This is a genomic window from Burkholderia sp. Ac-20365 (genome assembly GCF_017104715.1).
Taxonomy (GTDB): Bacteria; Pseudomonadota; Gammaproteobacteria; order Burkholderiales; family Burkholderiaceae; genus Paraburkholderia.
The window spans coordinates 1-12,319 of the sequence record NZ_JAAGPI010000033.1 but is presented as its reverse complement, the minus strand read 5'-3'; the positions used below and the strand labels follow the sequence as shown (position 1 = coordinate 12,319).

Genomic DNA, 12,319 nt, shown 5'->3' with positions numbered 1-12,319 from the left:
CCGCAGTGTAGTCATTGCGGTGCAACAACAGAAGCGGAAGCTTGCTCCGCCATCGCGCGGAAATTTTCCGGCGTCGCGAAGCCGAGATACTGCGCCTGCATCTCCGGCGTCAGGACTTCGATCAGCGTGCTGTTTTCGATCCACAGTTCGATCACGTCGAAGAAGTTGTTGCCGCGTGTGCAGCGCACCGCACGCCAGCCTTCGCGTTCGCCGATCGCGATCACCTGCTCGACCGACAACGGCGACGCCACCGCCATATGAAAGCCGCTGTATTGCGCGCGTGAGGTTGCCAGCTTCCCGACCGGCTCGCGCGTATCGCCCGGCGTGAGCGTCAGGTTGCTCGGATAGGTCTCGATGATCGTGCCGCGATCGTCGCCCGCGACGGCCATCCAGGCGCCTTCAAATGGCGAAAACGGCGCGGCAAAACCGCCCCATAGCTCGGCGAGCGTGCGCGCGACGCGCTCAGGATTTTGCGTGGGAATGGACGCGTGAAAAATCATCGAAACTCTCCAGTGACTCGTAACGTGACCGACGACGCTCAGGTGCAATGGCACCTTGCTGCGTGTCGTGCGTTGTCGTTTTTCTTGTCACGCGCGCGGCTCGGGCAACGTCGGGATGACTGCATGCGCCTAGCTTGCAGCGGAAGTACGGTGAGTAGTAGAACGGGAGCGATTTGCCGCGTTTGAAAACGAAGCAACGGCATGAGCATTCCGATGCACGCACGCGCGGCATCGATCGCCATGCTAGGAGCGCGTGGCGCTGTCACCAATCGGGAGTTTTACCAACAGCTTTCGATTCGTCGGAAGAACCGGCGTGCTGACAAAGAAAACCGCCCGCCATTGCGGCGGGCGGTTCAGCTGCTTTCGAGGTTCAGACTCGAGGCGCAGAAGACCTTAGACGGCCATCACCGTGACGGCCTTCGTGACAAGGTAGGCTTCCATTGCTTCCGGTCCGCCTTCCGAGCCATAGCCCGAATCCTTCACGCCGCCGAACGGCATTTCCGGCGTCGGCGTGGCGGGCTGGTTGATCCACAGCATGCCGACTTCGAGGTTCTGCGACAGCAGGTGCACATTGCGGAACGACTTCGTGAACGCGTAGCCCGCGAGACCGAACGGCAGGCGGTTCGCTTCGGCGATCGCGTCTTCGAGCTTGTCGAAGCCGCGGATCGCTGCGATCGGGCCGAACGGCTCGTTGTTGAACACGTCGGCTTCGAGCGTCACGTCCGTCAGCACGGTCGGCGCAAAGAAGTTGCCTTCCGAGCCGATGCGCTCGCCGCCCGTGGCGATGTTCGCGCCCGTTGCGCGCGCGTTCTCGACGATGCTGGCCATGGCCGTCAGACGGCGCGAGTTGGCGAGCGGCCCGAGTTGCGTGCCTTCTGCGAGGCCGTCGCCAACCTTCAGGCTTTCCGCGTGCTTGACGAGCGCGGCCGCGAATTCTTCGCGGATGCTGTTGTGCACGAGGAAACGCGTCGGGGAGATGCAGACCTGGCCGGCGTTACGGAACTTCGCGCCGCCCGCTGCCTTGACAGCAAGCGCGACGTCCGCGTCTTCCGCGACGATCACAGGCGCGTGGCCGCCCAGTTCCATCGTTGCGCGCTTCATGTGCTGGCCGGCGAGCGCGGCGAGTTGCTTGCCGACGGGCGTCGAACCCGTGAACGTGACCTTGCGAATGACGGGATGCGGGATCAGGTAGCTCGAGATCTCGGCGGGATCGCCGAATACGAGGCCGACCGTACCGGCGGGCACGCCTGCATCGACGAATGCCTGCAGCAGTTGCGCGGGCGATGCGGGCGTTTCTTCGGGTGCTTTAACCAGGAACGAGCAGCCGCTCGCGAGCGCGGCGCTCAGCTTGCGGACCACCTGATTGACCGGGAAATTCCACGGTGTGAACGCGGCGACGGGGCCGATCGGTTCCTTGATGACGAGCGACTGCGCGTTCAGGTTGCGCGACGGGACGACGCGGCCGTAGACGCGACGGCCTTCGTCGGCGAACCATTCGATGATGTCGGCGGCCGACAGCACTTCGATGCGTGCTTCCGCGAACGGCTTGCCCTGTTCCTGCGTCATCAGGCGCGCGATGTTGTCGGCGCGTTCGCGCACGAAGCCGGCGGCCTTGCGCATGGTGGTGGCGCGCTCGTTGGCGGGCACCTTGCGCCATGCTTCGAAGCCCTTTTGCGCGGCTTCCAGCGCGCGGTCCAGATCGGCCTTGCCCGCGTGCGCGACCTTGCCGATCGGCTTGCCTGTCGCGGGATTGACGACGTCGATGGTTTTGCCGCTGGCGGCATCGCACCATTCGTTGTTGATCAACAGGCGGGTGTCGGTGTAGCTGCTCGATGTGACCATGCTGTGTTCCTGGTTTTTTGCGCGCTGCGCGCGCGGGCTGGAATTCTGAGGGGAATGTCGATATTAGCTGATTGGCGGGAAGCGTGCTGAGGCCCTGGTTTTCGTTTTGGTTTGGTTTTGGGTTTGGGTTTGGGTTTGGGTTTGGTTTTGGTTTGGTTTTGTCTTGCGACGCTGGGGTGGATTGCTTGGCTTGTCGCTGGCATCCGCGATTTGTCTTGCCTGCTTCACGCGTCGCCCCTGTGCGGGGCGGCACTTACTTTCTTTGCCGCCGCAAAGAAAGTAAGCAAAGAAAGCGGGCTAACACCGCCCGTTCTTGACCTCCGCCTGAAGGCCCCAACAGTTCCTCCACTTCAAACGGCGTTCTGCCATGCAATGCCCGTTGCCAGCGCCTTGAATGAGCGCCTCACCCGCGTCAATCACCCGTAGCACAGCCATCGGCAGCGAATGGTTGCGGCCGCCCAGGTGGCAAACTGTGTGTCGGTCGTAGTGCTTCACACCTCAGCGCTCTTACGACACCGATCGTGTTTTTCAGTCCGGAGTGGAGCGCATACGCCGCGACAGCCGACACACAGTTTGCCGCTATAGAACGTGGGCGATGCGATCGCGCATGTGGCGACGCGGGAGTGTGAAGCGGGTGATGCGCCGATTCAAAGCGCTGGCAACGGGCATTGCATGGCAGAACGCCGTGTGAAGCGGAGGACCCGTTGGGGGCCCTCAGGCGGGAACAAGAACTGGCGTTGTTCAGCGGCTTTCTTTTGCCTACTTTTCTTTGCCGCGGCAAAGAAAAGTAGGTGCCGCCCCGCACAGGGGCAACGCGTGAGGCAGGCAAAACAAAACGCGGATGCCAGCGAAACCAAAAGCAAACCACCCAGCGCCGCGCAGGCAACACAAAAAAACATCAAGCGTATTTGAACACCCCTTGCGCACTAGCAATCAACAAACTGGAATCCACCCAAGCCTCAGCGCGAGCAAAAAACACCGACCGTCCCTTGCGCTCGAGAAACCCTTTACTAATAACCTTCTCCCCAAGCCCCTTGTCGAGATAACTGATGGTCAGCGACAAAGTAAACGCATGAACAGGGTCACCTTCACTATAAAGCCCGGAATACCCCGCAGCAGCGTCAAGCAAAGTAGCAATCACACCACCCTGCAACACCCGCTGACGATTCAACGTATCCGGCCGGATCGGCATAACAAATTCAGCGTATCCACTCTTCCATTCAGTCAGTTCGACCGCGAGCGATTCGAGAAAGGGATTGTCCAGTGGCGGCCGCTGCATGAAAACTCCTGTCGCAAGTGAACCCTCATGCTAATCCAACGGCGCCGCCAGCAACCAAGTCCCCTTCAAGCTTCTTTCGCCGGCCCCACCGACGCCCGCATCGTCACCGTCACCGGAAACTCGCGAAAGATCTCCCACTTGGTCCCATAACACTGATTGATCAGCCAACGCACCGCATTCTGCGTAAGCTCACCCGTCGGAATATGCACCGACGTGAGCGCCGGCGCCGAATAAGCAGCCGAATAGTCATCGTCGTAACCAATCACGGATATATCGCCCGGCACCGAAATACCAAGCTGCTGAAACCGCGCCAGCGCACTCACCGCCATCGTGTCGTTCGCACAGAAGAGCCCCGTAAACGGCACTTTCGATTCCAGCAACTGGCACGTCGCCGAATACCCGCCTTCCGGCGAAAAGTCCGACTCGATCAACGGCACCGACTCGCGCGTAATCCCATGACGCGCAAGCGCATCGAAGAAACCATCCAGCCGCTCGACGTTATCGGAAGCCGTGTAAGGCCCTGAAATCACTGCAATCTTGCGATGCCCATGCGCGAGCAAGGTCTCGGCTGCAATCTCTCCACCGCGCCGATGGTCCGCGCAAAACGACGCATCAGGCAAGGCATCGAACGCCCGGTTCAAAAACACCATCCTCGGATGCATCTGATGCAGTTCATCGAGATCCTCATCATGCAGATCGTGGCTGATCACTACGACACCATCGCAATCACGTCCGATCAGAAAGCGCACGGCTTCGAGCGCCTGCTCGCGCGGAGTCGACTCGCCGCAACCCGTCGCGACTACCACGTGCCGATGCACCGAGCGCAGTTCGAGATCGGTCTGCTTGAGGATCGTGCCGTAGTACGAGCCGAAAAAGGTCGGCACGAACAGGCCGATGATGCCCAGTTGTTGCGTCGCCATCGCCCGGCCGATCGACGACGGCCGGAAGTTGAGTTCGGCGATCGCGGCCTTCACGCGCGCCGCTGCTTCCGCCGATACAGGTCCTTTGCCCGAAATGGCGCGCGAGGCTGTCGAGAGCCCCACGCCCGCCAGCTCCGCCACATCTTTGAGGGTCGCCACGGTGTCTCCGTCCGCTTGTGTTGTTGCGCCTGCCGTTCAGAGGCGCGCCCCGCCCGCCTCGTCGAACAGCGATATATGTGCGTCATCGATCGCGAACGCCACTGAGTCGCCAACGGCAACGGGCGTTTTCTCCTGATCGATCGACGCTATCTGTGTGCCATGATAATCGAGCCAGATAACCCGGTGGTTGCCCATTGGCTCAATAAGCGACACTTGCCCACGCTGATTCGAGTCCGCGCCGATCCGCACACGCACATCCTCGGGCCGCACGCCCAGCACGCACGCCGCGCCCCGCTCCGGCGGCGCAGCGAATGCGTATTGCGACACGTCGAGATCGAGCTTCGCGCCCGTAAAGCGCATCCGATCTCCGTCAGCATACAGTGTGCCGTTCAGCAGATTCATCGCTGGCGAGCCCAGAAAAGTCGCGACGAAGAGGTTCGCGGGCCGCGCGTAAACTTCGGCGGGCGTGCCGAACTGCTGGATCACACCGCTCTTCATCACGGCCATACGCGTGGCGAGCGTCATCGCTTCGACCTGGTCGTGGGTCACATAGATCATCGTGGCGCCCAGACGCTGATGCAGTTGCTTGAGCTCGCGGCGTAGTTCAGTACGCAGCTTCGCGTCGAGATTCGATAGCGGCTCGTCGAACAGAAACACGTCCGCCTCGCGCACGATCGCACGGCCGATCGCCACGCGCTGCCGTTGCCCGCCCGACAGTTGCGAAGGCTTACGCTTGAGTAGCGGCCCGAGTTGAAGCATGTCGGACGCGCGCGCGACGCGCCGTTCGATTTCCGCCTTCGGCGTGCCGTTGATGCGCAGCGCAAACGACAGATTGCGCTCGACGCTCATCGTCGGATACAGCGCGTACGACTGGAACACGAGCGCGATACGCCGGTCTTTCGGATCGGCCCATGTCATATCCTCGCCGCCGATCTCGATGCTGCCTTCCGTCACGTCGATCAAGCCAGCAATGCTGTGCAGCAACGTCGATTTACCGCAACCCGACGGTCCCAACAGCACGACGAACTCACCTGCACGCACATCGAGATCGAGCGCGTCGATCACCGTGTTGGCGCCAAGCTGGATTTTCAGATCGCGGACTGCGACGTTTGCGTTTGCCACATTAGGTACGGTTGCCATAATCGTCTCTTCAACCCTTCACTGCACCCGATGCAATGCCGCGCACGAACCAGCGGCCCGAAATGAAATACACGGCGAGCGGCACCACGGATGTCAGGATCGTCGCCGCCATGTTGACGTTGTATATCTTCTCGCCTGTCGTCGTGTTGATGATGTTGTTCAGTTGCACCGTCATCGGCAGATTGCGCGTGCCGGCGAACACGAGGCCGAGCAGGTAGTCGTTCCAGATGTTCGTCACCTGCAGGATCATCGCGACGACGATGATCGGCAGCGACATCGGCAGCATCAGCTGGAAGAAGATGCGCCAGAAGCCGCCGCCGTCGATGCGCGCCGCCTTGAACAGTTCCAGCGGAATACCCGCATAGTAGTTGCGGAACAAGAGCGTCATCACGGGCATGCCGAAGATCGTATGAATGATCACGATGCCCGGCAGCGAACTGAACAGATGCACGCTCGCCAGCACGCGCACCATCGGATAGATCATCACCTGATACGGAATGAACGCGCCCAGCAGCAGCACGCCGAAGAACACGCCCGCCCCACGCGGCCGCCAGAACGACAGCGCATAACCGTTGATCGCGCCGATCACGATCGAGAACACCGTACTCGGCACGACGATACGCACTGAGTTCCAGAAGCCGACGCGAATACCGTTGCAATCGAGTCCTGTACAGGCCGACTGCCACGCGTCGCTCCACGGTTGCAGTGTGAAATGTGCGGGCAGCGCGAGCAGATTGCCGAGGCGGATTTCGTCCATCGGCTTCACGGACGTCACGAGCATCACGTAAAGCGGCAATAGAAAGAACAACGCCGCGATGATCAGAAAGCCGTAGATGCCCAGACGCGACGGTGAAAAGCGCTTCCTGCGCGCATGCCGCCCGCGCCCAGAGCGCGCCGGAGAGTCGAACGTGGTGCTCATCACACCTCCTTGCGCGCTGCGGCGCGGCTACGCGCGTACAGGAACGGCGCGAGAATCGCGAGCACCGTTGCGAGCAGCACGATCGAAGCGGCAGACGCCAGCCCGATATTCGCGCGTCCGAACAGATAGTCCATGATGAACTTCGCGGGCACTTCGCTCGCCGTGCCGGGTCCGCCTTGCGTCATTGCGACAACGGCATCGAACAGCTTCACCACGGCGACGAACAGCAGCACGAATGCGGTCGATATCGACGGCCCGAGCATTGGGATCACGATGCTCAGATACACGCGCCAGCGCGGAATGCCGTCGATGCGCGCCGCCTTCCACAACTCGTCGTCGATACCGCGCAGACCCGCGAGCATCACCGCCATCACGAGGCCCGACGCCTGCCAGACGGTTGCGATGACGATCGTGTAGATCACCCAGTCCTGATCGACGATCCAGTCGAAGCGCGCATGCGTGAAGCCCATCTTGTGCAGCAGAGACTGCGCGCCGAGTTCGGGATTGAGAATCCACTGCCACACAAGCCCGGTCGCAACGAACGACATCGCATACGGATAAAGAAACACCGTACGCAACACGCCTTCCGCCATCACACGCTGATCGATAAAAATGGCCAGCAGCATGCCAATCACAAGACACGCGACGATGAAGCACACGCCATAAATGGCAATATGCTGCAACGACACGAGCCAGCGGTCGTTATGAAAGAGCCGCACGTACTGCGTAAAGCCGACGAAATCGTTCGACGGAAACGTGCGCGAGTTGCTGAGCGACACGCGCGCCGTCCACAGCATCGTGCCGAGGTACGCGCAGATCACCGTCAGCACCATCGGGATCAGCGCGATCCACGCGGCGAGCGACCAGCGCTTGCGCAGCGGCCGCCCGCGCGTCTTCGCGACGGGCCGCCGTGACTTGTCGGACCCAGACGTGATCTCAGGCAATGCGTGCGACTTGAGCGTGCCCATCGCGGATCAGCCTTTTAGTGCACTGGCAAAGGCCTTTTGCGCATCGTCGACCGACTGGTTCTTGTTCCAGAAGTTCGTGATGACATCCGTCAATGCGCCCTGCATATCGGGCGACAGCAGCATTTCGGGGTTCGGCAACTGACGCGACTTGTCCTTCATGATCGCAATGCCCTCCTTCGCGCAGATGTCCAGTTGATTCACGTCGACGTCGGGCCGGATCGGAATCGAGCCTTTCTTCGCGCTGAACGCGACCTGCGCCTGCGGCGAGGTCATCACGGTCGCGAGCAGATTCTGCGCCTTGATCGCGTTCGCGTTGTCCGTCTTCGGGAACACGAATACGTCGCCTGCTACCAGATACGGCGAGCGCGGCCCGAAGCCCGGGAAGCAGCCGAAGTCCTTGCCGGGCACCTGTTTCGCCGCGGAAAACTCGCCCTTTGCCCAGTCGCCCATGATCTGCACGCCCGCCTTGCCCGAGATCACGAGCGCCGTCGCGTCGTTCCAGTTGCGCCCGGGCGAGCCGGGATCGACATAATCGTGCAGCTTCTTGAACGATGCGAGCACCTTCCTGAATGCATCCGACTTCACTGCATTCTGGTCGCGGTCGCGATACACCTTGAGATACAGATCGGGGCCGCCCACATCCGCGAATACCGCATCGAACGTGATCTTTTCCTGCCACGGCTGGCCGCCTAACGCGAGCGGAATCACGCCCGCCTTCTTCAGCTTGTCGAGATCGGAGACGAATTCATCGAAGCTCTTCGGATCGCCCGAAATGCCCGCCTTGGCGAACACGGGCTTTGAATAGAAGAACCACGCGGGCATGTGGATATCGACAGGCGCCGCGTAGTAGTGGCCGTTGACCTTGATGCTGTCGAGTATCGATTGCGGAAAGATGGCGGGCCAGTTCTCTTTCGTCGCCACGGCATCGACGTTGTTGAGCAGGCCCTGATCGATCAGGTCGTGAAACTGCTTCGACGTATTGAACTGAGCAGCCGTGGGCGGATCGCCGCCGACAATGCGGTTGATCGCGGTCGCACGCGCCTGGTCCGCGCCGGCCACGGCGTTGTCGACCCACTGGCCGCCCGCCTGGTTGTACGCGTCGGCGAACTGCCGGATGGCTGCCGATTCGCCACCCGAGGTCCACCAGTGAATCACATTGGCCTTCAACGGCTCGGCGTGCGCGATGACGCCCGTGATGGCCAATGCCAGTGCGATACCGCTTTTCAAAGCCCACTGTTTTCTGCTGTTCATTCCGTCTCCTTCGGGCTGGATGCCCGATTTATCAGGTCGACTGCTTATCAGCTTCTTGTGACTGTGACTGCGTATCTGCGCGCGAGTATCAGCGCTGTGTCTTGCGCGCCTCGATGAACTTCGCGATCAGTTCGCCGCTGTGCTTCACGGTGCGCTGCTGCGTGTCGTAATCGACATGCACGACACCGAAACGCCGTTCGTAGCCGAACGCCCATTCGAAGTTGTCGAGCAGCGACCACACGAAGTAGCCGCGAATATCGACGCCCTGCTTCACGGCCTGATCGACGGCAGCCAGATGGCGCTTCAGGAACGCGATGCGCTGCGGGTCTTCGACGCGGCCGTTCTGCACCTTGTCATCCGACGCCATGCCGTTCTCGGTGATATAGATGGGCGGCAGGTTCGGATACGTTTGGTGAAAGCCCGTCAGCAGATCGCGCAGGCCGTCCGGATAGACTTCCCAGCCCATCTGCGTGCGTTCGACATCCGCCAGCGGCACCTCGATGAAACCATGCGCGCCATCGCTCTTCACGTTGGTGCGGAAATAATAATTGATGCCGAGAAAGTCGAGCGGCGCGGTAATGGTCTGCAGGTCGCCTTCGAGCACCAGCGGCTCGGCGCCCGGCCAGAGTTCCCACAGATCGACCGGATACTCGCCCTTGAGCAACGGATCGAGAACCCATGCGTTGTGCTGGACTTCGAACAGGTGCGCCGCGCGCTGGTCCGCTTCGCTCGACGATTCACCCGTGCCACGCCCCACATTCGCGACGATACCCTTCATCGATGACGGATCGTTGCTGCGCAGCACTTGCGTAGCAAGTCCATGCGCGAGCAGCAGATGATGCATCGCCTGCGTCGCATAGCGCAGATTCGCGAGGCCCGGCGCATGATGGCCGTTGCCGTAACCGAGGAACGCCGAGCACCACGGCTCGTTGAGGGTCATCCAGGCATCGACGTGACCCGACAGTTCGCGGCTCATCAGGTCCGCGTAATCGGCGAAGCGGTACGCCGTCTCGCGGTTGAGCCAGCCGCCGCGATCTTCGAGATGCTGCGGCAAGTCCCAGTGATACAGCGTGACGAAGGTCTGCAAGCCCTTTTCCTTGAGCCTGCCGAGCAGCCGCTTGTAGAAGTCGAGGCCCTTCTGGTTCGGACGCCCTGCTTCGTCCATCACGCGCGGCCAGGCGACGGAAAGACGGTACGCCTCGAAATTCAGGCGCGACAGGATGTCGAGATCGCCTTCCCAGCGGTGATAGTGATCGCAGGCCACGGCGCCCGTGTCGCCCGCCAGCACCTTGCCCGGCGTCGCCGAAAACGTGTCCCAGATCGACGGCAGGCGGCCGTCCTCGCTGACGGCGCCTTCGATCTGATACGAGGCCGTTGCCGCGCCGAGCAGAAAGTCCTTGCGCCAGAGCACGGAATCGGCGGACGGCGTGAACGGGTCGCTTTGCTGACTGCTGCCGGGTGCTACTGCATCGTAGGCCACGGAACCTCCCTCGCTGTATGTTGGATGCGTGTTTGAACGAATCGGTCGGACGGATGGAAGCCGGAGTGGAAGCGCTTCCACATGACCTGCGCACGATATCAGCGGGGCTTTTGGCGCAGCAATCAGGGTTTGTCTGGATCGGATCCGGCCTGTCGGAGGAGGCGATGCAACGGGCATCGCGAGGCAATGGCGTTTCGCGACCGGCTGGCCTGACTCGCAGACGTCCGCTGCGCATGCGCAACGAATAACGGGGATCGGTCGGCCAATGTCTCTGTGTTTTCCGACACTGCAGGATGCATTCACAAACAAGGCGTGAGTGGACCATTAGACTCCAATGTCGATGCACAAACCCTTGGCGCTTCATTGCAAAAACGAGGCCGAATGCACGCGACGACCACTAAGGCCAACGGCATCGTTCCCGCGCTGACGAGCATCCGCTTTCTTGCGGCACTGACCGTCGTTCTGTCGCATTACCGCGAGCTTGAACTGCTCGATACGCCCGCGGCATTCTTCAGTTTCGTCGATGGCGGCCGCTCGGCTGTGTCGCTGTTCTTCGTGCTCTCCGGCTTCATTCTCACCTACACCTATCGCGACGAACTCGCGACGCAAAGCCCGCACAATTTCTACGTCGCACGGGTGGCGCGCATCTATCCGAATGTTCTGTTCGCGCTGGCGATTGCGTCGATCGCGATGGCCTGGCTGCTCGTCACGCACAACGATGCGATGCTGCTCAAGTGGTATGCGCTGAAGTCGTCGATTAATCTCGCGATCGTTGTGAGCTTCGTCTGCCAGTTGTTGCTGATGACCGCGTGGTTTCCGTTCGCGTCGATCAATCAGCCATGGAACGGACCGGCGTCGAGCGTATCGTGCGAGGCCTTTTTCTACGCACTCTTTCCGTTGATCCTCACGCGCTTCGTGAAGATGCGCGCGTCGACGCTCGCGCTCACGCTGCTCGCTGTCTGGATCGCGCAAGGTTTGATGATGGTGCTCTTCGCGCTTGCCCTGCCGCTGCAGCGCAGCCACTTTCTCGCCGGTACGCTGCCCTTGTGCCGGATCGCCGAGTTCACGCTGGGGATCGGTGCGGCGCTCGCGTTTCAGGGCCTGCGCACACGCGGCGTGTCGATGCACGGACGCGGCATCGCGCTGGTACTCGCTTCTGTTGTCGCGCTGATCGTACTCGCGCTATGGCAGCCTTCAAACCCTGTGTTCTACGTGCAAAGCCCGTTCTTTGCGGCGTTGATTCTCGGTCTCGCACTGCTCGAAAGGCCTGTGCTCGGCCTGCTGAATCAGCGCTGGCTGGTGCGCCTCGGCGAAGCGAGCTATGCGCTCTTCCTGATTCACGTGCCGATCGCGAACGTTGCGTGGCTGGCGGGCTTTCGCATGAGCAACGGCTGGATTCCGCTCGCGTTCACGCTGCTGTTCAGCGTCGTCGTGTTCCGGTATTTCGAAGAGCCGATGCGCCGGCGCATTCGTGCGCGCTTTCGCAGCAAAACGCTCGCACCGGCGAGCGTCATCGCAGAGCCTGCACCTGCCGATCCCTCCGTGACGGTCGGGCCGGGCATGAAACCGGGCTGACCGTTCGCTTCCCACAAAACACAAACGGCGCGTCATGCGCCGTTTGTCGTTCTGCTTCTGGCGTATGCCTCACGCCCAGTGCGCGGGAACCCACACGCGGCCGATCCAGTGTCCCGGCACGTACACCGCGATGCGCGGCTTCGGCGCGACATACACGACATGCGGCGGGGGCGGCGGAGCGACGACTACGACACGCGCGGGCGGCGGCGGCACGACGACGGGAGCCGGCGCGACCACTACGGCAGCCGGCGGAGGCGGCGCAACCACCACGGGCGCCGGTACCGGA

Annotated in this window: 10 protein-coding genes and 1 pseudogene; 1 reads left to right on the top strand and 10 read right to left on the bottom strand. The window is 61.6% G+C overall.

The window, feature by feature from the left end; all coding sequences use genetic code 11:
• Window positions 1-11: 11 nt before the first annotated feature.
• The 9 genes from G3O01_RS35200 to G3O01_RS35160 all read right to left on the bottom strand — a co-directional run bounded on the left by G3O01_RS35200 (window position 12) and on the right by G3O01_RS35160 (window position 10,458).
• Window positions 12-500, bottom strand: a complete 489-nt coding sequence (locus tag G3O01_RS35200; RefSeq protein WP_205811616.1) for a hypothetical protein — start codon at window positions 498-500, stop codon at window positions 12-14.
• A 393-nt stretch (window positions 501-893) separates the two neighbouring features.
• Window positions 894-2,342, bottom strand: a complete 1,449-nt coding sequence (locus tag G3O01_RS35195) for an NAD-dependent succinate-semialdehyde dehydrogenase (protein ID WP_205811615.1) — start codon at window positions 2,340-2,342, stop codon at window positions 894-896.
• Between the two features lie 898 nt (window positions 2,343-3,240).
• On the bottom strand, window positions 3,241-3,621 hold the full coding sequence (locus G3O01_RS35190; RefSeq protein WP_205811614.1) for a PaaI family thioesterase: 381 nt from the start codon (window positions 3,619-3,621) through the stop codon (window positions 3,241-3,243).
• Between the two features lie 65 nt (window positions 3,622-3,686).
• Window positions 3,687-4,700 (bottom strand): substrate-binding domain-containing protein, encoded by a 1,014-nt coding sequence (locus G3O01_RS35185; RefSeq protein WP_205811613.1) that lies wholly within the window; start codon window positions 4,698-4,700, stop codon window positions 3,687-3,689.
• Window positions 4,701-4,736: 36 nt separating this feature from the next.
• Window positions 4,737-5,840 (bottom strand): ABC transporter ATP-binding protein, encoded by a 1,104-nt coding sequence (locus G3O01_RS35180; RefSeq protein WP_241024546.1) that lies wholly within the window; start codon window positions 5,838-5,840, stop codon window positions 4,737-4,739.
• Between the two features lie 10 nt (window positions 5,841-5,850).
• Window positions 5,851-6,759 (bottom strand): carbohydrate ABC transporter permease, encoded by a 909-nt coding sequence (locus tag G3O01_RS35175; RefSeq protein ID WP_205811612.1) that lies wholly within the window; start codon window positions 6,757-6,759, stop codon window positions 5,851-5,853.
• On the bottom strand, window positions 6,759-7,727 hold the full coding sequence (locus G3O01_RS35170) for a sugar ABC transporter permease (protein ID WP_205811611.1): 969 nt from the start codon (window positions 7,725-7,727) through the stop codon (window positions 6,759-6,761). The genes G3O01_RS35175 and G3O01_RS35170 overlap by 1 nt, the downstream gene beginning before the upstream one ends.
• A gap of 6 nt (window positions 7,728-7,733) precedes the next feature.
• Window positions 7,734-8,978: an ABC transporter substrate-binding protein gene (locus G3O01_RS35165; RefSeq protein ID WP_205811610.1), complete on the bottom strand. Its 1,245-nt coding sequence runs from the start codon at window positions 8,976-8,978 to the stop codon at window positions 7,734-7,736.
• 88 nt (window positions 8,979-9,066) lie between these two features.
• Window positions 9,067-10,458, bottom strand: a complete 1,392-nt coding sequence (locus tag G3O01_RS35160) for a GH1 family beta-glucosidase (RefSeq protein ID WP_205811609.1) — start codon at window positions 10,456-10,458, stop codon at window positions 9,067-9,069.
• A gap of 381 nt (window positions 10,459-10,839) precedes the next feature.
• On the opposite strand from G3O01_RS35160, the gene G3O01_RS35155 reads away from it, so the two are divergent.
• Window positions 10,840-12,033: an acyltransferase gene (locus tag G3O01_RS35155; protein ID WP_205811608.1), complete on the top strand. Its 1,194-nt coding sequence runs from the start codon at window positions 10,840-10,842 to the stop codon at window positions 12,031-12,033.
• Window positions 12,034-12,102: 69 nt separating this feature from the next.
• On the opposite strand, the pseudogene G3O01_RS35150 reads toward G3O01_RS35155, so the two are convergent.
• Window positions 12,103-12,319 (bottom strand): annotated as a pseudogene (locus G3O01_RS35150) (hypothetical protein); the annotation flags it as partial.